This is a genomic window from Rhizobium leguminosarum, from assembly GCF_019798305.1.
Lineage (GTDB): Bacteria > Pseudomonadota > Alphaproteobacteria > Rhizobiales > Rhizobiaceae > Rhizobium > Rhizobium leguminosarum_U.
The window spans coordinates 21,066-44,494 of sequence record NZ_JAAXDD010000014.1 but is presented as its reverse complement, the minus strand read 5'-3'; the positions used below and the strand labels follow the sequence as shown (position 1 = coordinate 44,494).

The following is a 23,429-nucleotide window of genomic DNA, read 5'->3' as shown; positions in this document are numbered from 1 at the left end:
TAACGCTTTCCAAGATGTTGCGCATCATGCAGTCTGCCGCTTTGCTTGCGGCGCAAGTCTAATCAACCGGCCGAAAGCAATAGGCATTCGCAAGGCACGACTGTAAAGGAAAACAGACGCTTAATGCAAAACAGCGCGTAGGTCCATGGCGGTGTATCCGTAGACCACTGGGGCAGGCTGGCGTCAAATCCCTTTAGGCCTGTCGTTCGGGTCAAACTGAATGATCGTGATCCAATTGGCAGTGAGTGCCGGTCGGTTTTCGTTCTCGATCTCGACCGTCACCTCATAGGTGGTCACCAGCATGCTTGCGCCGCGAAATTGACATTCAGAGAGAACGAAGCGGCCGCGCACACGGCTGCCGGTCCTAACCGGTGACATGAAACGCACCCGGTCTAAGCCGTAGTTAAGGCCCAGGGTCTGCTCGCGGATCCTTGGCATGCCGCTGAAGTTCATCGCCGACAGAAGCGAGAGTGTCAAGAAGCCATGAGCGATAGTGCCACCAAACGGGCTTTCGACTGCAGCGCGTTCCGGGTGCACGTGGATGAATTGATGATCGTGTGTCGCATCGGCAAAGAGATCGATTGTAGTTTGATCGACGGTGATCCATTCGGATTTGCCGAGTTCCTGGCCAATTCGCGACGGCACGTCGGCGAGCGAAAGTTCGTGCATTCGACCTCACTTATTTGATGTCTGATCAAGTCGTGGATTTTCCCGGAGGCGAGTTGCGATCTAATCAATCGTCACAATCATTCGACTGTGACTGACTTAGCTAGATTCCGCGGCTGGTCCACATCTGCCCCCATGACCACCGCCGTGTGATACGCAAGAAGCTGCAGCGGCAGAGAAAAGATCATTGGCGCGATAATCTCCTCGACATTGGGTAATACGATAGTGTGCATGGTGGGGAGTTTCGACATCGAAGCTCCCGTCTCATCTGTGATCAGAATGATGCGGCCGCCGCGGGCGGCCACTTCCTGCATATTGGAGACAGTCTTGTCGAAGAACCGATCATGTGGCGCGATGACGATGACTGGCATATTTTCGTCGATCAGGGCGATCGGACCATGTTTTAATTCTCCTGCCGCATAGCCTTCAGCATGGATATAGGAAACCTCCTTGAGCTTCAGCGCACCTTCCATGGCCAATGGGAAATTCGTGCCGCGGCCGAGATAGAGCACGTCGCGATAATGCGACAATTCCCGTGACAAGAGCTCGATCTTCGGCTTGATGTCGTTCAGCACCCGTCGCATAACGCCTGGTAACGTCGCCAGGCTTTGGACGAGCGCTTGTTCCTCGTCGTCCGCGATTGTGCCCCGCGCCTTGCCTGCGCCGATGGCAAGTGCAGCGAGAACAGCAAGCTGGCAGGTAAATGCCTTGGTAGAAGCAACGCCGATCTCTGGCCCGGCGAGGATCGGAAAGATGGCATCTGCCTCGCGGGCAATAGTAGATTCTGGGGTATTGACGACAGCGCCTATTCTCAGACCTTGTGCTTTGCAATAGCGCAGCGATGCAAGCGTGTCAGCCGTTTCACCAGATTGAGAGATGAAGAGCGCTGCCGACCGCGGAGACAACGGGATTTCGCGATAGCGGAATTCAGAGGCGACATCAATTTCAACCATTAACCGTGCGTAGCGCTCGAACCAATATTTGCCAACCAGCCCCGCTAGATATGCAGTGCCGCAGGCAGAAATTGCGAGGCTCTCAACCCTGGCAAATCCGATGTCGGCTGCAATGGCTATGACATGATTTTCGTTGACATCGATGTAGTGACCAAGAGCACGGGCGACGACCTCGGGTTGCTCGTGGATTTCCTTGTCCATAAAGTGCCGGTGATTGCCCTTGCAGACCAGGTCGGCGGTAGCAATCGATATGTGCCGCGGGCGCGTAACGACTTTGCCTTCGATATCGAAAACTTGGACACTCACTTTGCCTACAACAGCCCAATCGCCATCGTGCAGATAAGTGATGTCATTGGTGAACGGAGCAAGAGCGATCGCGTCGGAGCCTAGAAACATCTCACCATCGCCATGGCCTATCACTAATGGTGGCCCATTGCGCGCTACCATAATGGTCGCGGGATCATCCTCAAACAGGATGGCAAGAGCGAAGGCGCCCTTGACGCACTTCAACATGGCATGCATTGCCTCAAGGCATCCCATGCCATCCCGACGGAATTTCGTCAGGAGATGCGCAATCACCTCGGTGTCCGTGTCGGTCTGGAACTTGGCCCCTACCTCCGCCAATCCGTCCTTCAGCTCGGAGAAATTTTCGATGATGCCGTTATGAACAACGGCTACGCCATCGGCAAAGTGCGGGTGAGCGTTGCATTCTGTCGGTGCGCCATGCGTCGCCCAGCGCGTGTGGGCGATGCCGACGGTGCCGCTCAGGGGCTCTTTCTTCAATCTCGTCTTGAGGTTCCCGAGCTTGCCTTCTGCACGGCGTCGGTGCAATTCTCCCTCGAAGATCGTAGCAACGCCGGATGAATCATAGCCGCGATATTCCAGCCGCTCCAAGGCTTCGATCAGCCGCTCCGACACGGGCCTATGTCCCACTATGCCAACAATCCCACACATGCTCGTCACCCATGTCCCAAGAGCCCCCGACCGTAATCAGGAAGGCGGACGCCGCTCGGTGCGTGTCCTCCAGCGCGTGCTAATAACTCTACACAGATTAGTAAAATTGATTGTTGCGATAGCTATCATCCACGTCATGGATGCTTTGTACTCAGTAGGGTCGATTGACGCTGTACGCAGCGAATGATGCCTTCTCCAAAGTGCAGACTGATAAGCTCCCGGGTGTTGGGCGCCTGCCTCTGAAAATGTTCGAGCCAACAGGAATTGGTATTTGCCGACGACATGCCGCGCGCATGTCCATTCGACACGACCAATTGTCTTTCATCGTGCGCACGGACTGAAAGGCAATTCGTTTTCTGCAGGTGAAGCGGTATGTGTCTGCGGGTTGACCCTAAGTCGTAATTGCTCCTTTGCATGCAAACGCGATCACGAATCGGTCAGCAGGACTGCCCAGCCGCATTTGCAAGGAGGTTTGCGTCAGAGTGAAAGTGCCGACGGTTGGAACCGCAAGGGCCATGGCGGCCCAGAAGTTCCGTTCGCACAAGTAAAGAAACGACCCCTTACCACCGGATTGCCCCAACGCCTGCTTTTATGATTTCGGCAAGCGTCCCCCAGCCTTGACCCGAGCTGGATTTCCCATGGCCGTGCTTCCTGCAGGAACATCTCGCGTGACCACGCTACCAGCGCCAACGACAGCGTGATCGCCAATTGTCACGCCCGGGAGAATGATTGCTCCACCGCCAATCCAGGCGTGCCTACCAATGCTGACAGGCCGTCCCAACTGCAGTCCAGCCTGGCGCTGCTCTGGATCATGTGGATGGTCCGCGGTGTAAATCTGCACAGCAGGGCCTATTGCGGTTCCGTCACCGATAGTTACCGCTGCCACGTCAAGAATGACGCAGTTGTAATTGATGTAGACCCAAGCTCCGATCCGGATGTTAAACCCGTAATCGCAGTGGAACGGAGGACGAATAACCGCTCCAAGCCCGACTGCTCCCAATCGTTCTAAAAGGAGCGCATGCCACCGCTCGGCGGGGTCGCCCAGCGTGTCATTATAGCGCTTCAGCCAAGCCCCGGTGAGGAGCAGCTCGGCTTGGATCTCGGGGTCCGCTGCGTTGTACATTTCGCCTGCCAGCATCTTCTCTTTTTGGCTGCGTGTCATCGTCACTTCTCAGATCTTGTTAGCGGGAGGACGGTACTTGAGTGCGACTACTTCGCGATCAAGCTAGCTGGCACCTGGCACGATATCGGACGCAGGCGGAGGTGGAATTGATAGTAACACTCCTTGTTCGTGGCAGAAAAGGATGAGGCGTCAACTTTAGTCGACCGGCGAGCCGAGTGAGAACTCCGGCGACGAAAATAGTCAGGCTCCAGCTCCCCGCGACACGTGGTGAAAGCGGAATAGCGTGGCTGCGCAACATTTTTCAGATGCGCGAGTATCTGGGGAATTGCAGCGAAACCTCGCTGACGGGAATCGGCGGCGCCTGCTTCAGGCATTTGAAGCTGGCCTTACAAGGGGTCAATCGTGACGATCTTCACTTCATTGCACCTGCTTGAACGCAAGCACAGCATTCATGCCGCCCATGGCGAAGGCGTTGCTCATGGCCACGCGCACCCTGCGCTCCCGGGGCACATTTGGCGTGACGTCCAGATCACAATCGGGGTCTGGCTCGCGATAGTTGGCGGTGGGCGGCACGACATCTTCTTGGATCGCCATCACGCAGGCTATCATTTCGAGCGCACTTGCTGCCCCGAGGCAGTGCGCGTGAGTGGATTTGGTAGAAGAGATGGACATCGATCGAGCATGGTCATCAAAGACGCGCTTAATCGCCGTCGTTTCGATCTGATCGTTGGCCTTGGTGCCGGTGCCATGGGCGTTGAGGTAGTCTACGTCTTCGGGATTTAAACCCGCATCAACAAGGCAGGCGCGCATCGCCGCCTCCGGCCCATGCACAGCTGGTGCAGCGATGTGGTAGGCATCGGCGGAAAGGCCGATGCCGGCGACCTCGGCAAGCATCGTTGCACCGCGGGCGGCGGCATGCTCATAGCTTTCCAGCACGGCCATGCCCGCACCCTCGCCCAAAACTAGTCCTTTCCTGTCTGCGGAGAATGGCCGACAAGTATCTGGAGCGAGTACGCGCATTGCTTCCCATGCCTTAAGCACGATCCACACGAGTGGCGCGTCACTTCCTCCAGCTAGCATAACGTCGGCCCTACCGAGCTTGATCTGGTCTACCGCTGAAGCGATCGCGTGGTTGGCCGAGGCGCAGGCGGAGGTGGCACCGAAGACTGGCCCCCGCAGCCCGAGGTTCATGCTTACCTGACAGGCAGCCGCGCTAGGCATTGCCTTTACCCCAGTGAATAGCTCAGTGCGGGTCGCGCCGCCCAATAGGAGGGTGCGGTAGGCCTTCTCGGTAGCGTCCCATCCGCCAAAGCCAACGCCCACTGTCGCGCCGAAACGGTGGGCATTTCCTTCATCGCACGAAAGGCCGGCCTGTAGCATGGCTTCTTTAGCTGCAAGCACGGCAAGCAGGCTGAAGCGGTCCATGGAGATGAGCTGCTTGCGATCAATGTCGTGTTGAGGCAGCACCTTGATCTCGGTCCCGATCATCCCCTTCAGCTCATGAATCTCTGAATTTGAAATCGGGCCGATGGCGGAGCGGCCTTCGCGCATCTCCGTCCAAATAGAGGAAGCATTGGTGCCCAGTCCGCACAGTCCGCCCAATCCGGTGATAACGACGCGCCTGTCCATTCAGACCTCCCTAGTGAGCAAGCCACGGACGGCTTCCACCACGTCGCCGATATTGCTGAGGTTCGACCAGGCATCTGCCGTATTCATCTCGATCTTAATGCCGTAGATTTGCTCCAGATCCCAAAGGACATCAGCCAAACCCAGCGAGTCGATGCCAAGCGAAGTCAATTCAGTGTCAGTCGTTATTTCGCCGAGCGCTACGGTCGTTCTCGCGCCGTTTTCAGCTTTGACGAGCTTATTGATCGCACTGATAATTTCCAGTGTGAGTTGATCAGCCATTTGTATTCCTTTCCATCATGCCTAATTTCGACAAGCCGACGGCCTTGCGAGAAGGCTCGATCTAAATGCTGCTAACATCGGAAGATGTTCCGGCTCGTCTGCGAAGTGACGACAGAAACCGATAAACTTACCGGAACGTCATCGCGCGGTTGCCCTGCTATGGATCATAGGGAACGATTGGTAAAATTGATTGTGTGGATCAAAAGCATCCACGCTATGGATTGCGGCTCGGCCATTGCCGCAGCTGAATTCATGCGCCGGCGAAGTTGCAGACCCTCCAGAAAAAGCGTGATTACGCGGATCGAAAGTATTGAGCTTTGGCCGCTCTCCCGGGCCAGCGCGTTGTCAGGTGCGGCGCAGGGAGCATGTGCGGGAGGTCGATGAGCTCGCCGCGGCGTGATGCTGGTTTTCAGCAATGAGCCGAACATAAGTGACAGGAATAAAGTTTTGAATCACTTTTGCATGAGGCCAAGGAAAGCATACAAATGGCACCTTCTCAGGTTCAAACGATCTCTCGGCACAATCGCTTCGATTGGTAGATGAACTGAGGCAGTGGGGCCCGCCTGTAGCGTGATGCCTCGTTTGGGGACCGAATGCATCGGTTCCAATGATCAGCGCCCATCTAACTACTGGGCCTGTGAAATGAACCCGGCGGTGCCGCTTACGACGCACAACTTTCCATCTCAGATTCCATGCGCGAAGCCTCTTTGATCATAATCTTGCGCAACCATATGTTTCCAGGATCAGTGTTGTGAAGAGCCGGCCATTGGACAGCCTCAGTGAACGAAAGAAGTGGCAAAGGATGCTCGATGATCCGTAAGGGGATAATTTGTTCGTAATGTTTGACCAGCCGGAGCGGGATGGTTGCTATTCGGTTAGTACCTGCGAGCAACGGTGGGATCAAGTTAAACCCCGGCACGACGAGTTCAATACGCCTCTTGAAGCCGTGCTCCAGCAATAACCATTGCTCAACAGAAGGCTTAAGACCACGTCCGAACTTAGCCGCAACATGCCCCATGGACATATATTGCTCCAGAGAGAGCTTCCCTGGCAGCTGCTCGTTCGTAGGGCAGCCGACACACACCAGTTCCTCTTCGAAAAGCCTTGCTTTCGGATGGGCGCCAGACATGAATAAATCCGGAAGGATCAGAAAATCAACATCCCCACGGCGGAGAAGCTCCTCCGGATCGTCGTCAAGCGGCAGCAACTCGAAGCTGACCCCCGGCGCCTCTCGAGCTAAGCGCAAGATGATCTTGTCGAAGAAGACCAGTGTCATGAAGTCTGAAAGGATAATTCTGAATCGGCGGTCGGACTCCGCGGGGTTTATTGGATCCCATGCGATGACGGAGAGCTGAATATGCAAGAGAGCATCGCGAACAGCGGGGGCGAGTGCCTCCGCACGCGGGGTCGGAATTAGCTCCCGTCTCTGCATGATAAAAAGCTCGTCGTTGAAATAGGCGCGCAACCTGGAGATGGCAGCGCTCATGGCGGGTTGGCTGAGGTTGATGCTGCGTGCCGCTGCTGTGAGCTTGCGCTCGGTCATTAGAGCGTCGAGCGCTACAAGAAGGTTGAGATCAAGGCCTTTAAAACGCATGAGTGTATATCCATTCCATAGATGATTGCCATCCAAACAATCAATTTTACCAATCTTTCGGATCACTTATAGAAAAGCCGGAACTTGATCAATATCAAGGCCGGGAACGAAAAATCGAAATGCCGGGCAAGGGCCTGATTTCAATTCTTTACTTCTCCTAACCGCTCGATTGTCTAACCGGCAATCCAATAGTCATGCGCAACAATCTCGCGCGGCTTTGATCGTGGCTGGGTGAAGGACCAACGTGGAGCTTTTGCATGTCTTCTGAAGTGCGATGGAAAATATGCTGGGAAAATGAGCTGGAAGCTTCAGACCACGCGGAGCTCGCTGATTTTTTTTGCAAGACCTATGGGCCGACGGGAGCTTTCAATGCCAAGCCGTTCGAGACTGGCCGAAGCTGGGGTGGTGCGAGGCCCGAACGCCGCGCAATCGCATATGACTCGCGCGGTGTCGCTAGCCACATGGGCTTGTTACGCCGCTTCGTAAGGGTCGGTACGACTGATTTGCTTGTGGCCGAGCTAGGCCTGTACGGAGTGCGACCGGATCTAGAAGGATTAGGCATCGCTCACTCGGTCCGCGCTATGTTTCCGGTTCTGCGCGAGTTGAGCGTTCCATTTGCTTTTGGAACAGTTCGCCACGCCATGCGGAATCACATGGAAAGATACTGCCGAGACGGAACCGCCAATATGATGACGGGGCTGCGTGTGCGCTCCACGCTTCCAGACGCGCATTCCGACCTGCCAGCCACGCGCACTGAAGATGTCCTCGTATTGGTAGTTCCCGTCGACCGTCCGATGACTGAGTGGCCTGCGGGCTCGTTGATTGAACGAAACGGGTCGGAACTATGAAGCGGCCTGCCTATATGAGCGAAGTACCGGTCAATCACACAAACGGACCGGAAGATCGCTGCGTTTACTTGACGTTCGATGATGGTCCCAATCCATTCTGCACGCCGCAAATCCTTGATGTTCTAGCTGAGCACCGCGTCCCGGCAACATTTTTTGCTATCGGTTCCTACGTGAAGGATCACCCGGAACTCATTCAACGCCTTGTGGCGGAAGGTCATGATGTCGCCAATCATACCATGACGCATCCCGACCTCGCCACCTGCGATCCCAAGGATGTGAAACGTGAAATAGACGAGGCGCATCAAGCTATTGTCTCGGCCTGCCCCCAAGCCCGGGTCCGGCACTTACGAGCGCCTTACGGGGCGTGGACTGAAGACGTGCTCTCAGCATCGGTGAGGGCTGGACTTGGAGCCGTTCACTGGTCGGCCGACCCTAGAGATTGGTCTTGCCCGGGCACCGATGTGATCGTTGATGAGGTGCTTGCTGCTGCTCGGCCTGGGGCAATCGTACTTTTGCACGACGGGTGTCCTCCCGATGAGGTTGAGCAATGCTCGCTCGCCGGACTGCGTGACCAGACGCTTTTAGCACTCTCTCGAATTATTCCGGCACTGCATAGCCGCGGATTCCAAATTCGTTCACTTCCCTGAAACACTGGACAAACGAGAAACCATGACCCTGCTCGCAACAACCAGCATCGCCGCCGTCTCGCTTTATGCAATGCTCTCCACCGTTTACAAGAGTGCGCAGGTTTTTCATGCTAGGCGGACAACGATCTCAACAACACCTGCACAAGACATCGAAACCAGCCCCGTGCCAAGCGTCGATGTGATTGTGCCGTGCTTCAACGAGGACCCAATCGTTCTTTCGGAATGCCTCGCGTCGCTTGCGGAACAAGATTATGCCGGAAAATTGCGTATTTATGTAGTCGACGACGGTTCCAAAAATCGCGACGCGGTGGTGGCTCAGCGCGCTGTCTATGCAGACGATGAGAGATTCAACTTCACAATTCTCCCTAAAAATGTTGGAAAGCGCAAAGCGCAAATCGCCGCTATAACCCAGTCCTCTGGGGATCTTATCTTGAATGTGGACTCAGACACCACGATCGCCCCCGACGTAGTCTCGAAGCTTGCCCACAAAATGCGGGATCCAGCAGTCGGTGCGGCGATGGGCCAAATGAAAGCCAGTAACCAGGCGGACAGCTGGCTAACTCGTTTGATTGACATGGAGTACTGGATTGCCTGCAACGAGGAGCGCGCGGCACAAGCTCGCTTCGGTGCAGTTATGTGTTGCTGCGGCCCATGTGCGATGTACCGTCGGTCTGCTATGCTTTCGCTGCTCGATCAGTACGAGACGCAGCTTTATCGCGGCAAGCCGAGTGACTTCGGCGAAGATCGCCATTTGACGATTCTCATGCTGAGCGCAGGCTTTCGAACTGAATATGTTCCGAGCGCCATCGCGGCGACAGTCGTTCCTGACACAATGGGTGTGTATCTGCGTCAGCAATTACGGTGGGCACGCAGCACTTTTCGGGATACTTTACTTGCGCTCCCCGTACTGCCTGGCCTCGATCGGTATCTCACGCTGGATGCAATCGGGCAAAATGTCGGCCTTCTTCTTCTTGCGCTGTCGGTAGTGACCGGTATTGGCCAGCTTGCACTGACCGCCACAGTGCCATGGTGGACGATCCTGGTCATTGGATCCATGACTCTTGTACGGTGTAGCGTGGCTGCCTATCGCGCCCGCGAACTTAGGTTTCTGAGTTTTGCTCTCCACACGCTCGTGAACATCTTTCTCTTAATTCCCTTGAAAGCCTATGCCCTTTGTACCCTATCCAATAGCGACTGGCTGTCGCGCGGATCAGTAGCTGTTGCGCCGAATGTTGGTCAGCAGGGCCCTGCCAAAATGCCAGGACGGGCGACATCTGAAATTGCCTATAGTGGCGAGTGATGATCGCGCCACCGCAGCTCAAAATTTGGGACAAGAAATGAACGGGCAATTAGCGAATTTGAAGACGACGATCGCTGATCCGCACCTGGATCATATCATCTCGTCGGAGCGGCAGGGCGGTTCGAAATGCAAGGCAGTGGATTCGCCTTCTGGCGCATTGTCCCCAGTTGCAATCGATCTGGCCGGCGTTTCGAAGTCATATGGTGGTAAAGTTGTCGTCAATGACTTGTCGTTTACTATCGCCGCCGGAGAATGTTTTGGTCTTTTAGGGCCGAACGGCGCAGGTAAAAGTACGATCACCCGTATGATCCTAGGGATGACGTCGCCAAGTGGAGGCACGATCACTATACTCGGAGCGCAGGAACCGGGTCAAGTTCGCTTGGCACGAGCGAAAATCGGGATCGTGTCTCAGTTCGATAATCTTGACCTGGAATTCACGGTCCGCGAAAACCTTTTGGTATACGGCCGCTACTTCCGCATGAGCACCAGAGAAATCGAAACCGTCATCCCGTCGCTGCTTGAATTTGCCAGACTTGAGAGCAAGGCGAATACACGTGTGGCAGACCTATCGGGAGGAATGAAGCGGCGCCTCACTTTGGCGCGTGCGCTCATTAATGACCCGCAGCTACTCATTCTGGACGAGCCGACCACTGGTCTCGACCCACACGCGCGCCACTTGATCTGGGAACGACTTCGATCGCTGTTGGCACGCGGCAAGACAATTCTTCTGACCACCCATATCATGGAAGAGGCTGAGCGGTTGTGCGACCGGCTGTGCGTGCTTGAAGTTGGGCGAAAGATCGCCGAAGGCCGACCGCATGCCCTGATCGAGGAGCAGATTGGCTGTCCCGTGATCGAAATTTATGGTGGCGATCCGCAGGAGCTTAGTCTTTTGATCAGGCCGAATGCTAGGCGACTGGAGATCAGCGGAGAGACCCTGTTCTGCTACACGCCAGACCCAGAGCAGGTGCGTGCGCAACTGCGTTGCTATTCGGGCCTGCGCTTGCTGGAGCGTCCACCAAATCTAGAGGATGTCTTCTTGCGGTTAACCGGACGCGAGATGGAGAAGTAGACGATGGGCGTAGCAACATTACCCGCCGGCGGATTGAACTGGCTCGCAGTTTGGCGCAGAAACTATCTGGCTTGGAAAAAAGCGGCGCTGGCATCCATTCTCGGAAATCTAGCCGATCCCATAATATACCTGTTCGGGCTCGGCGCTGGATTGGGAGTGATGGTAGGGCGCGTTGACGGCGTATCGTACACTGCATTTTTGGCGGCTGGAATGATCGCGACAAGCGCGATGACTGCTGCAACCTTCGAGACTATCTATGCGGCCTTCGGCCGGATGCAGGGCCAGCGCACCTGGGAAGCAATGTTGTACACACAGCTCACGCTAGGGGATATCGTCGTTGGGGAAATGGCATGGGCAGCGACTAAGGCGGCGCTGGCGGGCACCGGTATTGGTATCGTCGCCGCCACGCTGGGATACACACACTGGTTGTGCCTTCTCTATGCGCTTCCGGTCATCGCCCTCACTGGCTTAGCCTTTGCGAGCCTTGGAATGGTCGTTACGGCCCTCGCGCCCAGCTACGATTACTTTATCTTTTACCAAACCCTTGTCATCACACCGATGTTGTTTTTGTCAGGCGCTGTCTTTCCCGTAGACCAATTGCCCGTAGCATTCCAACAGATAGCGGCCTTCTTGCCCCTGGCACATTCGATAGATGTTATCCGCCCGACGATGCTGGGCCAACCAATCGCCAATGTCTGCCTGCATATCGGCGTTCTCTGCATCTACATAGTCGTACCATTCCTCGTGTCGACCGCATTGCTTCGGCGGCGGCTAATGCGATGATGAATGCCACTTTCACGGTAAGCGGTGCCTTGAACCGCCGTCCGGATCAGCATGTAATTGTTGATGTTGTTGCCGAGCGAGGCCAACCGATCTGACGGCAGAGCTGCAGACAACAACGCAGTCCACCCTACACCGATTTCTGTTCTCAATAAAACGCCAAAAGGTTGCGCGGCATCTGCCCGCGCTGATGGACATTCATGGGACCATCCAATGAACACTCATCCGGTCACCGGAACAACTTTGACCTATTAAGGCTCTTTGCCGCCTGCCAGGTGATGTTTAGCCACGCGTGGAATTGGCTTCATCTGGGCGATCCTTTAAACGGCACATCGGTCTTCGATCTGTTGTTTTCGGCGCCGGGTGTTGCGATCTTCTTTGTAATCAGCGGCTTCCTAGTAACGGATTCTTACATCCGCTCGTCGTCTGCGGCCTCTTTTTTCGTCAAGCGGTCGCTCCGGATCTTTCCTGCACTGTTCGTCAACATCGCCGTGATGGAACTTGCCCTGCTGGTGACTGGGGGATTAAATGTTACCGGCATCTTGCAGTATCTGTTTTACTTCACGGTCTACATCATGACCGCTGCACGAATCTGGGCGGTCTACTTCACCTACGAGCCCTACACGATGAGCGGCTTTTACGGCGCCTCGGACCCAAGCGGGGTGCTGTGGACGCTGACGGTGGAGCTGACGTTCTACCTAACCCTGCCAATGCTGTTGGAAATTTGGCGGCGGTGGAAACGAGCAGGGGCCCTAGTCGTTGCCGTCGCCGCTCTCGGGTCTTGGGTCATGGCGCAGCACTTCAACATAACTGATAAGTACAATCCGTTCCTGTCGGTGACAGCAGGCCCGACTTTCTGGATCTTTTCGATGGGAGTTCTTGCTCGGCTTTACTGGCATCGCGTCAGCAAGATCTTCGAAGGCAAGCTCTTGTGGTGGCTGGCAACTCATCTCGCGATAACGTGGTGGGTAGCAGGAACGTCCGCTGCATTCATCTCGATCAACAATGCGGCGCCTGTCGATGCATTCCGAATCGCTGTTCTTGCCGGTTTAGTCCTGTCGGCAGCGCACTCACTTCCGCGCCCTAACCTGTTGCGCGGGCAGGATCTCTCTTACGGGATCTACCTCTACCATATGCTCGTCATGCACACGCTGATCGCCATCGGATGGGTCGGCCACTGGTGGCTCTGGATCGTCGAGCCTGTCGGAACCGTGGCACTAGCCGCTCTATCATGGGCGCTGATTGAACAGCCGGCCATGAAATTTCGCACATCGCTAGTCGCCAGAAGGCTTTCCGTCGCTTAAACGGAAAGCTCCTGTTCAAAGATCGGAACTCCAATGGAAGCTGCCACATTGGACTGTGGTGTCTGGGATGAATCGGCGTGGGTGAAGGTGACCACATCCCAGGCCCGGTTGGGCCAGAAGGACCACAGGGGCCGCAAGTCGTTCCAGGTGAAAGTGGACCAATGCCCGGCAGCCGGGCGCTTTTGGCGGAGGAGACGCGCTAGTCCATGGTCGCGGATCAAAATAGTCATGACTACGTGCGGCCAGAGCATCGGGTACGGGATATCCTCCATTGAGCTTGACTTGGTGGGCATCTGAATCAATTCAGCATGCGGAGGTAGAAGGGCAGGTCGCTCGTCGCCTGGAAGGAGCCGAAGACCTTGGTGATAGTGGCCTGCGTTTGCTTGTTCGAAAGGTTCAGCGTCGCCGAAAGTTGGGTCGACGAGATGCTAAATTTCTCCGGATTTCGGCCCTCCGTTACATTTAGGCACGTGAGATAGAGGTGGATCTCAGCCGGTTCGGATTGATCCAGGATGAGGCAGTTGAACGCTGTCGGTTTTCCAAATTTTTCCAGGTAGGAGCCAATGGATTTCGCCAGTGTGGGATGGCTTCCACTGCCGGCTCCGGTGCAGAACATAGCAAGAATGCCCGGCAAACCCGCGAGCGGTGTTGTGCAGTTCACCGTTTGCGACGTGGTCGCGCTTTCTACCTGATCAGGGACCATCTGCACGGCGTTCTGCCAGGTTCGACCATCCAGATTGCGGGACGCATCTTCCGACACTGTGTGGATCAAAGCTGAACAAATCCTCTCTGCGTCGAGGGGCCCATTGCTCCTAGGGCCGACCACGATGAAAAGACCCGCAACTGTTTTCGCGAATGGGTTCATGTCAGTTCCTTTCGAAGCGGCACGGACATCACGTATCCCCGCGTCGCTTCCGTGGAGTTGATGCATTAGTCTTGAGCAGCACTTTTGTCGGGTGGGCTGCATTGCGCCGACACGGTCTCAGACTTGAGGCTTGATCTCGTTTTGCGGCGTCGAGCCGCCGTTGAAGAAGTTTTGGGCTTTCTTGAACTGCTCGGTAGAATTCTTGTTCACCAGTCCTTGGAAGTTTTTGTAATCGGGACCGCCCTCTCGGATGCGCCGGGTCTGAAGGAGGTTGGTTACCTCGGTGTAACTCATGTCAATGTTGACGAATTTCGTCGACGAGCAGCAGGATTTCAGCTCAAGGAAATGTTCCTTGAACTCGATCTCCCGCAAGACGATGGCGCCGTAGTCGAAGTATCCCCCTTCGCCGTTGTCGAGAAGGTAGCTCTGATAGGTGCATGTCACCGCCTTGTAATGTGGCGTGTTGCGGTTGGCACTGAAGGTCAGGTTGCCCATCGCGGTCATGAACGACTGAAAGTCCGTCATCAGAGATGCCCCCTCGGTGACGATGGCCTTTGCGATTAGCGAGAGGAAAATGCCGGAGACGGATGTGCCGGCAACTTTGTAGGAGAAGCTCCTCTGTTTCTGCGGTCCGACCGAAAGGTTGGGAATGTGGCCGACGATGTTCGTCCAGGTATTGATGTCGAGCTTTTTCGAGCCAATATCAGGATAATTGGTGTGCATGAAATCATGGACGAGACCGCCGATTGCCAGCAGATTGTCCTGATTTTCATTCATGATGCCGCTGTATTTCGGATCATCGCTCTTCTGGCCGATGAGGTGGAACTGAACCGTGCCCTGATCGTTGGCTACCTGGTCGTCGCTTGGGGCGGCCGCATCGATCTGAGCCAGCGATAGCGGTTTGGCGTGAAAAAAAGCTCGTGCGATCTCGTAGTCCTTGTTTGAATAGCTCTGTCCATGTTCCTGGATACGGGCCATGTCTTTCTCTCCTTGCGTGAGATCTGAACGTTGCCGCGAGGCAAGTCATGGGAGATCCAATGGGATGGATGCCGTTACAAGCTGATGCTTAGTGCTTCCGCCTGGATTGCTCGCCCTTCCGATGCGGCCAACGAGGCCCTTGTGTTGCTTCGTCGAGTTGCGTCATGTCGGATTCCTCCTGATTTGCGGGCGGCCTCTTGCCGATGGCCGCCTTCAAGGGATCGGGAACTCGATGCCAACCTGCGCACACGCTAACTGGATAGCCTCCTCGCGTCGACAGTAACGGGCAGGCGCCTGTTCTGCGACAGGTCGGGGAGGGCTATCCGCCATCCATTTTTCAGCAAAATAAAGCCTCCCCATAGGTTTTTGTGCTCAACCGAAATGATCGGTTCCTCAAGGTCTTTCTTGTGAATATAGACCGATAAGCCGACGTCAGTTCTGCTGATTGTCACTCTCATGCATGTCCCTTCTCGTTACGGCGGCTTTTGAACTCCGGAAGTCGAGCGTTATCAAAGCCTGTTAGTTCAGTACGACATATGCCCAGGCCGATATCTCCCTTATGGCTCTGTCTGAGATTTGGACGACATCCGTGCCGGGGCCAACGCCGACTACTCAGGTTGCGTGCATCGCTCACTGGATGGGATATTAGTGGTAGGTGAATTTTTGACCTCATGTTCGCCTAGGAGACCATTGGCCGTTTGTCTCATTCTTTGCGATGTAGTCCGGTGGCGATCAGGCAGGGACGCAGGTCTTCGGCATCGGACACACAGAAGCGCATTGTTGCGTGTCAAACTCACCCCTGCACTCGGTACATTTTTTTGAATCCACGACATATCCCTCACCTTTGAAACTGATCGCATCTGAGGGACATTCAAATTCGCAAGCGCCGCACTGGGTGCATTGGGATACAATGATCTTGAAGGCCATGTCTTAGCTCCTGGTTCAATTAGAGGGGTCTAAAGCCGTCGGCATCGCCGGTTTGACGCCAAACTCTGCGGCGTATAGCGCGCCAATCGCCGTATCGATGTAATCATAGGCAAATGCGTCACTGGCTCGCACGCCAGCTTCTGCCAACCGCTTCTTTGGGCAATCGCCGATTTTGGAGGAAAGCAGAATGTCGATGCCGTCGAGTGCAACGATAGTGTGATCGAGAGTGGCCTTCTCGCCTAAACCACCGAGGCAATACTGCCCGACCTTGCGGTGTCCCACCAAGTTGATCCCCTTTCGTGAGACTGCATAGACTTGGAGTTCCCTTGCCTGACCGAAATGTTCGTTGATCCGGCCGCCACCTTTAGTCGCCACGGCAACAGCGAGGATTCCCGAAGAACCCAGTGACTTGACTGCTTTGTTCGCGTCCAATTTTGCTGCCAGCTGATCCCCTCGCTCATGCTGGACCAGCTTGCGATAGGCCTCGCGCTTGCTGGTGTCGAATTCAACTTTGGTAGAGATCTGGTCGAGGGCAAACTCTCGCTCGCGATCATCGCCCAGCAAACCGATGGCGTCGGCCCGGCATTGTTGGCAGTGGCGCATAAGCCTAACGTTGCCATCGAGACAGTCTTGAAGTGCCTTCAGTTCGAACGGCTCCGGGCAACGCTGACCCGTGAGACCGTAATAAGTGCCATGCGAAGGCTTGGAAATCAGGGGCACCACATTGTGCATGAATGCCTCGCGGTCTCTGATCCATCGGTTAACTTCCACGAGGTGCGTGTCATTGACGCCTGGAATCATCACCGAATTGATCTTGGTGAGAATGCCGCGTTTGGTCAGCATTTCCAAACCCAGCATTTGGCGCTCGTGAAGGATCCTGGCACCTTCTATCCCGGTGTATCGACGATGCCCGTGGAGTATCCATGGATAGATCTTCGCCCCGACTTCCGGATCCACCATGTTGATAGTGATCGTCACGTGATCGACGTTCATGTCAGCTAGCTCATCGACATGGTCGGGAAGCGCCAATCCATTAGTAGAAATGCATAGTCTGATGTCAGGTATTTCTCTCGCAACTCCTTCAAACGTCGCTACTGTCTTCCTCCAGTCGTAACAAGCGTCGCCCGGTCCGGCAACGCCGACTACGGAAAGCTCCGGCACTTTACTGGCGACGGCAAGCACCTTGCGTACTGCCTGGTCGGGAGTCAACGTCACCGATGCGACGCCCGGGCGGCTTTCGTTGGTGCAATCATATTTGCGATTGCAGTAGTTGCACTGGATGTTGCAAGCAGGTGCGACCGCGACATGCATGCGAGCGAAATAGTGATGCGCTTGCTCTGAAAAGCAGGGATGGTCTTTGATTCTCTCCCAGATCCGCGCATCTATGTCATCCGTCACCGAAAGGCCATAGGACGAAGATGCGCGGCCACCGGGCATAGCGGGAGCCATCGGCGCTCGGTGGAAGGAGGCACTGCTGCTCGTCCCGACCTTTATTTCCGGTTCCGACATTGCACTGTTCCACTGGTGAGGAAAGATTACAGCTTCATAAGCAAGCGAGATTCCCGTCGACGAGACATTATGGTTTCAGCGTTTATGTCGCCTTTAACACCCGATTCCCCGCTTGCTGTCGGAGATGTTTTGTAGAAATCAAGACAGGGTCGCGCCCAAAGTCGCTTCGCTGGCAACCAACCAAAACTGACGACGCTCTTGATCTCGCTCACCTTCACTCTTTCATCACATCGATACCAAACCGGCGCAACGCATAGCCGACCTGTCGCGGCGTTTTCCCTAGGATACGAGCCGCTTTGGCCTGTACCCCACCGGCCTTCGTCATTGCATTGATCAGTCGATCACGCTCAGTGAGACCCGGTGCCTCCATTGTGGCTGTGGCACCGCTGGGAGTGCCTGCGTAGGGGCCCAGTCCGCTCGACATTATGTCTCGCGGGTTGAGAGTGTGCATCGTTTCGTTGCCAATACCGGCGACGTCGGTTTTCCAAAGGAGCGCCGAAAAACATTGGTTTTGCTGACAAGCAAAATCTGATGAACCGATGGTATTTGAACTGGCGAGAGTGGCGGTCTTTTGTACGCAGTTGTCCAGCTCGCGAACATTGCCGGGGAATGCGCATTTCGACAAAATGTCTAGTGCCGACGGCGCGAACTCAAAATTTCGATCATTTGCCTTGTTGAATTGCTCGAGGAACACTTGCGCTAGAAGCGAAATGTCTCCGTCGCGCTGCCGAAGTGGCGGCAAAATGATGGGCACCACATTGATCCGGTAATAGAGGTCGGCTCTGAATTCCCCTCGACGGACGGCCACTTCAAGGTTTTTGTTGGTGGCGCATATAACTCGAACGTCAACTTTTAATGTCTTCGTTCCGCCGAGACGTTCGAATTCGCCTTCCTGTAACACGCGCAATAACTTCGCCTGAAAGTGTGGTGATACATCGCCAATTTCATCAAGCAACAGCGTTCCGCCATTGGCCAGTTCGAAACGTCCAGCTCGTTGAAGAAGAGCGCCAGTGAAAGCGCCTTTCTCATGGCCAAACAGTTCGGATTCAAGAACGGTTTCCGACAGCGCGGCGCAATTCAACTTAATAAATGGCTTGCTTTTCCGTATCGACAGCGCGTGTATTGCTCTGGCAAAGCCCTCCTTGCCAGTACCGGTCTCACCTCTCAAAAGCACCGCAGAGTTTGTCGCGGCCGCGATTTTGGTGGTTTCGAGAACCTTCTTGATCGCGGGGCTGTCCCCGACGATCCAGTCGATCTTATCGTGCTGGGTGTGAGGCCTCGGCTTGATTTTCGGAATCTGTCCTGCTTGTTGTTCCTCGGTGACCGAGCCGCCATCGCTGCACAATTCGCGATATCGCTGGCAGGTTAAACCGATCAGGACGGCAATCTTTGTCAGAAGGCCTTCGTCCTGAGCTACGCTTTGCTGTGCGAAATCAATCCACAATGCGCCGATTGCTTTCCGGTTTGCTTTAACGGGGAGAACGATAGAATTTTTCCTAAAGTGCTTCTCACCGCCAGCGAGGACACGATCTATTGCGTCCGCCTGTTCAATCGTAAGTGGACGTGAGCGAACGTCGTGCCCAATGAGAGCCCGCACGTTTATCCAGGGCTCTCCTCCGGCGCCGTGAATCACGATTCCGCCATCGCTCAATAGCAGATGCTCGGCGAGAGCATTCATGGCAGCCTTCAGCACGTTGTCTAGAGGAAAAGAAGAGATAAGTTCTTTGGATACGGCGTAGAGTACACTGAGCCGCGTCTCAGGTTTCATCGGGCCTACAAACAGGGAAGGGTGCACTGTTTTTTACCCTGGTGCGCGAAATATGTCACCGCATATTCCTAAGTTAACGATACGTGTTATCGACGGCGTAAATTATCCTTTCAAAAAGGTTGAGTGGATGCACATTCAATCGCCGCCGCTAATGCAGCTGCACCGATCGCTGCTCCGCCGGAGGTAGGAACTCTTCATCCGAATTTGAAGAGGACCCCGAACCCGCCCCGGGGATAATTCCACTTTATGTCGCCACTAGCTTCGCATAACACTCTGCATGTGCCGCATTCCAAGCAGCCATCCGAAACAATCGCTACCTGACCAATTTCGTTCAGCTCATAGCATTTGGCCGGACAGATTCGCGTCAAGGCGAGGAGGTTTTGGCTTGGTGACAGATGCGGTCGCACCGTAATGTGCGGACGTCCAGTATCGACGAGATACCGGTTTTGGTACAGCTTATCCTCAATGCGCTCAATGATGGTTGCGTTCATCGAATTTTCCTTTAACGCCAAGATACGGCGGAGCGGACCGCGTCGCTGATCAACCCCCAACGGGATCGTGCCTTGATAAAGGAGGCAGCTGTAGCCTGCTCCCTGTTGATTTTAGGTACACCGTCGACGCGCACAAAATTTTGCGCCGCCTGAGATATAAGCGTTGGATACGTCATGAAAAAATTGTGGCTGTCGGTGTGGAGGAGGCTTGGAAGATCTTTGTGTTTGATCAGGTCTTTCATGACGAACGACTTGTCCAGTATGCCCTTATAGAGAGAGAGATTGCGTTTCGTCATCAGACCGCCACGGCTCTTTATCTGGAAGATCGCTTCACCCGCCATGAGGCCGGATGTCATCGCAAGGTTCGATCCCTCCCTATGCACGGCATTGTTTAGTTGCGCCGCGTCGCCCACGACGACCCACCCGTTGCCAAAGAGCTGTGGGATTGCCTTGAAGCCACCCTCAGGAATAAGATGCGCGGCGTATTCTTTGATCTCTGATCCGGCCAGTAATGGTCGGATCGAGGGATGTTGCTTGAAGGCGTCAAGAAGGCGGTACGGATTTTCCATGCCTTCCGCTAAACCGGAGACGAGGCAGCCGATCCCCACCGAGATCGACTCCTTGTTGGTATAAAGGAAGCCCAGTCCGGCCATTCCGCGTGAGATCGTGCCGCCGGCTTCGATCACACAACCTTCGCTACCGCTGAGGCCGAAGCGCTCTGCGATGACGTCTTCCGGCATGAAATGCATTTCCTTGACAGCGAGGGCCACATTTTCCGGCTTCGGCATATCGCGTAAGCCGGCTCGTGTTCCAAGCAGTCCGTTCACGCCCTCAGCAAGGACGACTATGTCCGCGAGGATCACCCCGCCCTCTCGGTCCGTGTGAACGCCTATTACTTTACCGCTCAGGTCCCAAGCGAGTCTGGTCGCTGTCGTTTCACAAAGGACTGTGCCGCCCGCCTCGCGCACCTTGTGTGAGAACCATTTGTCAAACTGGGCGCGGATGATCGTATACCGGTTTGGCTTCAGTTCATTGAAGTCACCAGAGCGATAGTGCACGCCCGTGTGCGACGAGTCATCCATTAGCCAGAATCGTTGCTCGACCAGATGCCGTTCAAGAGGAGCGTCATCGCGAAAGTTTGGGATAATCGCCTCCAACATGTCGGCGTACAATATAGCCCCTTGAACATTCTTAGAGCCCGAATGTTCTCCGCGCTCCAGCTGCAGCACTTTTAGACCGCGCCTAGCCATCGAATACGCTGCGGCGTTGCCGGACATACCGGCTCCAACGACTATCGCGTCGAACTTACTCTTGGTCATCTAGCTTCCTCGGTCCATAACCTTGATAGAGTTGTGCGGTGCCATTCGCTTGGCGAAAGCGTCTGTCAACGCCGGCAAGAACTCCAGCGCGCAAGCGACAACGCCGATGTGAGCGAAGTCAAAGATCGGAGCGTTCTGGTCGAGGTTGATAGCGACAATCAGATCGGCTCCTTCGACTCCAACGCGATGCTGGACCGCGCCAGATATTCCCGCCGCGATGTAGAGCTTGGGTCTAATGGTATGGCCGGACTGACCAATTTGTCGATCCGCAGGCATCCAGCCTTTTTGGACCAGTGGGCGCGAGCACCCGACTCCCCCGCCGATCGTCGTTGCCAGGTTTCTCAAGTATTGCAGGTTTCCTGCAGCGCCGAGGCCGAGTCCGCCCCCGACCACAATGTCGGAGTTGGCCAGATCGGATTGCTCAGACCCGCTGTTACAAAGGAACGCGAGGACTTTGGTGACGATCTCCTCCTCAACCATCAGGAGTTGATGTTGGATAACGCGCCCAATTGGCTTATCCGCACGTCGCGGCGTCGCCATGACCCTGGACCGCACCGTTGCCATTTGCGGCCGGCTAGTCAGCGTGTAGATCGTGCACAACAAGGACCCGCCGAAAGTTGGCCGCGTCGCTGCGAGCGAACCATCTCCATCAACATCCAGCTCGGTGCAATCAGCCGTAAGCCCTGTTTGTAAGGTAGTTGCTACAGCACCGGCGAGGTCGCGGCCGAGCGTGGTCGCGCCGAGAAGGAGAATTTCTGGTTTGTGAGTAGTGACCAAATCCGTCAAAGCCTTGGTGAAGGGTTCGTTTCGATAGTTGGCGAGGAGTGGCGACTCTACTAGATAGGCGACATCAGCTCCGTAAGCGAAGGCCTCTTCGATCGCAGGCTTGGTGCCCACGCCTTGAGACGAACCGAGGATTACCCCGGCCAGTTGGACGCCCAGTTTGTCAGCTAGTCTGCGGCCTTCGCCGAGGAGTTCAATCGATACGGGATGAACATTGCCGCGCTCAAGTTCCATGAAGACCCAGACGTGCCGGTGATCTTCGAAACACTTTATCAGCTTTTTCCCTGAGCTGGCGCGGCCGACCGCGTTTGCCGGCGTTTCATTTTTTCTAGCGACCAAAATCTACTCCTCGCTGCTCACCGATTGCCATGGGACGTGAGCTTGCGTTCCAAAAAAAGGCTGGCGGGCAAAAATTGCAGTGACCGTGTCCGCGGCGACCTCGGCCAACGTTTTGTCGTTAATGTCCATTTGCATAGCTTTTTCGGCGCGCGGACCAGGGGCGAATACTCGCTTCACGACCGTCGGCGATCCCCTTAGGCCGCATTTGGTCAACTCCCCAATGCCGGCGTCAGCGGCACCCCATTTAAGAACCGTGCTTCGCGCGGCACGGAAGGCGTCATCGAGAGAGCCCCGGCGGATAGCATTGACACCTTCCAGCACGGTGATGAGACATGGCAACGTGCTCTTCAGCATCTGCGTGCCGCTCTCCGCGTGCCGTTCAACCATGAGCTCGCGCGACGTGGGATCAATGGAGACAATCTTCGTTACGTAGGTCAGTTGCTGGAGGTTGAGCCTCTTTGCAATTCCGGGTCCGACCTGGGCCGTGTCGCCGTCAATTGTCTGCTTTCCCGTAAAGACGATATCAGGCGCCCCATAGCTCTCGCCAATCTTCGCTACTGCTTGAGAAAGTGCATACGAGGTCGCCAGCGTGTCAGATCCAGCAAAGTGGCGGTCGGTCAGAAGCAGTGCGCGATCTGCGCCGTGGGTGAGGGCTTTGCGTAGCGCTTGCTCAGCCATGGGCGGTCCCATCGTGAGAACGGTCACCTCGCCCCCGTAGCGGTCACGAACTTGTAGTGCCTCTTCGAGAGCAAACAGGTCGTAAGGGTTAATGATGGTCGGTACGCCTTGGCGCATGATCGTATTTGTCACCGGGTGGACGCGTATCTGCGCAGAGTCCGGCACTTGTTTGATACAGACCACGATGTGCATAGTCGTTTAAGCTCCTAATCGGATTCGGGCTTTAGGGACCCTGCTAACTCTGAGCACTGCTCGTGCCAATAAAGTTGCGCCGCAAGCAGATGCTGTCGGGGTTCAGGTTGATGCCCTCCTCAATGGCGGAGAGCGCCGTCTTCCCATTAGGGACCCGGCTTACTCTGAGCACTACTCGTGCCAATCAGGTTGCGCCGGTAAGCCTTCGAGATTGCACATGTTTCGTTGTCGCTATGCGGAGGGGTTTTGTAGGGTTGCCGACATGTCGTGTCGCAATCCGGCCCGATCACCACCGCGAACGGAGGGGCGGTTCGATAGGCTTCAGGTCGGATAAGTCCATGATAGCTGCGCCACGAGCCGGAAGATTTCAACGCCGGATAATACGCCTGGAGATAGCACGGGGACTGAAGTTCTGGTGCGGTGGGCATGTA

At 55.4% G+C, this 23,429-nt stretch carries 22 protein-coding genes; 6 read left to right on the top strand and 16 right to left on the bottom strand.

Annotated features, from left to right (window positions below; translation table 11 throughout):
• Positions 1–183: 183 nt before the first annotated feature.
• The 6 genes from HFO99_RS23730 to nodD1 all read right to left on the bottom strand — a co-directional run bounded on the left by HFO99_RS23730 (position 184) and on the right by nodD1 (position 7,198).
• Complete coding sequence (locus tag HFO99_RS23730; protein WP_138386457.1) at positions 184–669, bottom strand: MaoC family dehydratase; 486 nt, start codon at positions 667–669, stop codon at positions 184–186.
• Between the two features lie 77 nt (positions 670–746).
• The gene (glmS, locus tag HFO99_RS23725; protein WP_222363973.1) at positions 747–2,573 is read right to left on the bottom strand and encodes a glutamine--fructose-6-phosphate transaminase (isomerizing); all 1,827 of its coding nucleotides are present in this window, start codon (positions 2,571–2,573) and stop codon (positions 747–749) included.
• Between the two features lie 589 nt (positions 2,574–3,162).
• Entirely contained in the window at positions 3,163–3,735 is a 573-nt protein-coding gene (nodL, locus tag HFO99_RS23720) for a nodulation O-acetyltransferase NodL (RefSeq protein WP_222277174.1), read from the bottom strand.
• Positions 3,736–4,113: 378 nt separating this feature from the next.
• On the bottom strand, positions 4,114–5,325 hold the full coding sequence (locus tag HFO99_RS23715; protein WP_221994671.1) for a beta-ketoacyl-[acyl-carrier-protein] synthase family protein: 1,212 nt from the start codon (positions 5,323–5,325) through the stop codon (positions 4,114–4,116).
• On the bottom strand, positions 5,326–5,604 hold the full coding sequence (locus tag HFO99_RS23710) for an acyl carrier protein (RefSeq protein WP_138333869.1): 279 nt from the start codon (positions 5,602–5,604) through the stop codon (positions 5,326–5,328).
• 661 nt (positions 5,605–6,265) lie between these two features.
• Entirely contained in the window at positions 6,266–7,198 is a 933-nt protein-coding gene (gene nodD1, locus HFO99_RS23705; RefSeq protein ID WP_222363972.1) for a transcriptional regulator NodD1, read from the bottom strand.
• A 257-nt stretch (positions 7,199–7,455) separates the two neighbouring features.
• Here nodD1 and HFO99_RS23700 point away from each other — a divergent pair, with 257 nt between their 5' ends.
• The 6 genes from HFO99_RS23700 to nodX all read left to right on the top strand — a co-directional run bounded on the left by HFO99_RS23700 (position 7,456) and on the right by nodX (position 13,149).
• Complete coding sequence (locus HFO99_RS23700) at positions 7,456–8,046, top strand: NodA family N-acyltransferase (protein WP_017958626.1); 591 nt, start codon at positions 7,456–7,458, stop codon at positions 8,044–8,046.
• On the top strand, positions 8,043–8,693 hold the full coding sequence (nodB, locus tag HFO99_RS23695) for a chitooligosaccharide deacetylase NodB (protein ID WP_017958627.1): 651 nt from the start codon (positions 8,043–8,045) through the stop codon (positions 8,691–8,693). The genes HFO99_RS23700 and nodB overlap by 4 nt, the downstream gene beginning before the upstream one ends.
• A gap of 22 nt (positions 8,694–8,715) precedes the next feature.
• Positions 8,716–9,993 (top strand): chitooligosaccharide synthase NodC, encoded by a 1,278-nt coding sequence (nodC, locus tag HFO99_RS23690; RefSeq protein WP_222363970.1) that lies wholly within the window; start codon positions 8,716–8,718, stop codon positions 9,991–9,993.
• A 37-nt stretch (positions 9,994–10,030) separates the two neighbouring features.
• Entirely contained in the window at positions 10,031–11,065 is a 1,035-nt protein-coding gene (gene nodI, locus HFO99_RS23685; protein WP_222364153.1) for a nodulation factor ABC transporter ATP-binding protein NodI, read from the top strand.
• A gap of 3 nt (positions 11,066–11,068) precedes the next feature.
• The gene (locus HFO99_RS23680; protein ID WP_168302427.1) at positions 11,069–11,848 is read left to right on the top strand and encodes an ABC transporter permease; all 780 of its coding nucleotides are present in this window, start codon (positions 11,069–11,071) and stop codon (positions 11,846–11,848) included.
• Between the two features lie 197 nt (positions 11,849–12,045).
• Positions 12,046–13,149 (top strand): nodulation protein NodX, encoded by a 1,104-nt coding sequence (nodX, locus tag HFO99_RS23675; RefSeq protein WP_222363968.1) that lies wholly within the window; start codon positions 12,046–12,048, stop codon positions 13,147–13,149.
• A gap of 298 nt (positions 13,150–13,447) precedes the next feature.
• Here the strand turns inward: nodX and HFO99_RS23670 are convergent, their stop codons facing one another.
• The 10 genes from HFO99_RS23670 to HFO99_RS23625 all read right to left on the bottom strand — a co-directional run bounded on the left by HFO99_RS23670 (position 13,448) and on the right by HFO99_RS23625 (position 22,998).
• Positions 13,448–14,014: a glutamate acetyltransferase gene (locus tag HFO99_RS23670; RefSeq protein ID WP_221960873.1), complete on the bottom strand. Its 567-nt coding sequence runs from the start codon at positions 14,012–14,014 to the stop codon at positions 13,448–13,450.
• A gap of 117 nt (positions 14,015–14,131) precedes the next feature.
• Positions 14,132–14,992 carry a hypothetical protein gene (locus tag HFO99_RS23665; RefSeq protein WP_222034428.1) on the bottom strand — a complete coding sequence of 287 codons (861 nt, stop codon included), beginning with the start codon at positions 14,990–14,992 and terminating at the stop codon, positions 14,132–14,134.
• A gap of 251 nt (positions 14,993–15,243) precedes the next feature.
• A complete protein-coding gene (gene nifT / locus HFO99_RS23660; RefSeq protein WP_017958633.1) occupies positions 15,244–15,450 on the bottom strand; it encodes a putative nitrogen fixation protein NifT in 207 nt (68 codons plus the stop codon).
• Between the two features lie 274 nt (positions 15,451–15,724).
• On the bottom strand, positions 15,725–15,919 hold the full coding sequence (locus tag HFO99_RS23655) for a 4Fe-4S binding protein (RefSeq protein ID WP_018496575.1): 195 nt from the start codon (positions 15,917–15,919) through the stop codon (positions 15,725–15,727).
• Positions 15,920–15,934: 15 nt separating this feature from the next.
• Entirely contained in the window at positions 15,935–17,428 is a 1,494-nt protein-coding gene (nifB, locus tag HFO99_RS23650; RefSeq protein ID WP_222034429.1) for a nitrogenase cofactor biosynthesis protein NifB, read from the bottom strand.
• 214 nt (positions 17,429–17,642) lie between these two features.
• Positions 17,643–19,196 (bottom strand): nif-specific transcriptional activator NifA, encoded by a 1,554-nt coding sequence (gene nifA / locus HFO99_RS23645; RefSeq protein ID WP_221960875.1) that lies wholly within the window; start codon positions 19,194–19,196, stop codon positions 17,643–17,645.
• A gap of 194 nt (positions 19,197–19,390) precedes the next feature.
• Positions 19,391–19,687, bottom strand: coding sequence for a ferredoxin family protein (locus HFO99_RS23640; protein ID WP_180695711.1), 297 nt, complete (start codon positions 19,685–19,687; stop codon positions 19,391–19,393).
• Between the two features lie 11 nt (positions 19,688–19,698).
• Positions 19,699–21,006 (bottom strand): FAD-dependent oxidoreductase, encoded by a 1,308-nt coding sequence (locus HFO99_RS23635; protein ID WP_221960876.1) that lies wholly within the window; start codon positions 21,004–21,006, stop codon positions 19,699–19,701.
• Complete coding sequence (locus tag HFO99_RS23630; protein ID WP_221960877.1) at positions 21,007–22,128, bottom strand: electron transfer flavoprotein subunit alpha/FixB family protein; 1,122 nt, start codon at positions 22,126–22,128, stop codon at positions 21,007–21,009. It lies immediately after the preceding gene.
• Positions 22,129–22,131: 3 nt separating this feature from the next.
• Positions 22,132–22,998: an electron transfer flavoprotein subunit beta/FixA family protein gene (locus HFO99_RS23625; protein ID WP_221984222.1), complete on the bottom strand. Its 867-nt coding sequence runs from the start codon at positions 22,996–22,998 to the stop codon at positions 22,132–22,134.
• Positions 22,999–23,429: the final 431 nt, after the last annotated feature.

What these genes read in the sequence shown, in the direction of transcription:
- HFO99_RS23730 (WP_138386457.1), bottom strand. Translation starts at nt 669, where the DNA reads ATGCACGAACTTTCGCTCGCCGACGTGCCGTCGCGAATTGGCCAGGAA.
- glmS (WP_222363973.1), bottom strand. Translation starts at nt 2,573, where the DNA reads ATGTGTGGGATTGTTGGCATAGTGGGACATAGGCCCGTGTCGGAGCGG.
- nodL (WP_222277174.1), bottom strand. Translation starts at nt 3,735, where the DNA reads ATGACACGCAGCCAAAAAGAGAAGATGCTGGCAGGCGAAATGTACAAC.
- HFO99_RS23715 (WP_221994671.1), bottom strand. Translation starts at nt 5,325, where the DNA reads ATGGACAGGCGCGTCGTTATCACCGGATTGGGCGGACTGTGCGGACTG.
- HFO99_RS23710 (WP_138333869.1), bottom strand. Translation starts at nt 5,604, where the DNA reads ATGGCTGATCAACTCACACTGGAAATTATCAGTGCGATCAATAAGCTC.
- nodD1 (WP_222363972.1), bottom strand. Translation starts at nt 7,198, where the DNA reads ATGCGTTTTAAAGGCCTTGATCTCAACCTTCTTGTAGCGCTCGACGCT.
- HFO99_RS23700 (WP_017958626.1), top strand. Translation starts at nt 7,456, where the DNA reads ATGTCTTCTGAAGTGCGATGGAAAATATGCTGGGAAAATGAGCTGGAA.
- nodB (WP_017958627.1), top strand. Translation starts at nt 8,043, where the DNA reads ATGAAGCGGCCTGCCTATATGAGCGAAGTACCGGTCAATCACACAAAC.
- nodC (WP_222363970.1), top strand. Translation starts at nt 8,716, where the DNA reads ATGACCCTGCTCGCAACAACCAGCATCGCCGCCGTCTCGCTTTATGCA.
- nodI (WP_222364153.1), top strand. Translation starts at nt 10,031, where the DNA reads ATGAACGGGCAATTAGCGAATTTGAAGACGACGATCGCTGATCCGCAC.
- HFO99_RS23680 (WP_168302427.1), top strand. Translation starts at nt 11,069, where the DNA reads ATGGGCGTAGCAACATTACCCGCCGGCGGATTGAACTGGCTCGCAGTT.
- nodX (WP_222363968.1), top strand. Translation starts at nt 12,046, where the DNA reads ATGGGACCATCCAATGAACACTCATCCGGTCACCGGAACAACTTTGAC.
- HFO99_RS23670 (WP_221960873.1), bottom strand. Translation starts at nt 14,014, where the DNA reads ATGAACCCATTCGCGAAAACAGTTGCGGGTCTTTTCATCGTGGTCGGC.
- HFO99_RS23665 (WP_222034428.1), bottom strand. Translation starts at nt 14,992, where the DNA reads ATGGCCCGTATCCAGGAACATGGACAGAGCTATTCAAACAAGGACTAC.
- nifT (WP_017958633.1), bottom strand. Translation starts at nt 15,450, where the DNA reads ATGAGAGTGACAATCAGCAGAACTGACGTCGGCTTATCGGTCTATATT.
- HFO99_RS23655 (WP_018496575.1), bottom strand. Translation starts at nt 15,919, where the DNA reads ATGGCCTTCAAGATCATTGTATCCCAATGCACCCAGTGCGGCGCTTGC.
- nifB (WP_222034429.1), bottom strand. Translation starts at nt 17,428, where the DNA reads ATGTCGGAACCGGAAATAAAGGTCGGGACGAGCAGCAGTGCCTCCTTC.
- nifA (WP_221960875.1), bottom strand. Translation starts at nt 19,196, where the DNA reads ATGAAACCTGAGACGCGGCTCAGTGTACTCTACGCCGTATCCAAAGAA.
- HFO99_RS23640 (WP_180695711.1), bottom strand. Translation starts at nt 19,687, where the DNA reads ATGAACGCAACCATCATTGAGCGCATTGAGGATAAGCTGTACCAAAAC.
- HFO99_RS23635 (WP_221960876.1), bottom strand. Translation starts at nt 21,006, where the DNA reads ATGACCAAGAGTAAGTTCGACGCGATAGTCGTTGGAGCCGGTATGTCC.
- HFO99_RS23625 (WP_221984222.1), bottom strand. Translation starts at nt 22,998, where the DNA reads ATGCACATCGTGGTCTGTATCAAACAAGTGCCGGACTCTGCGCAGATA.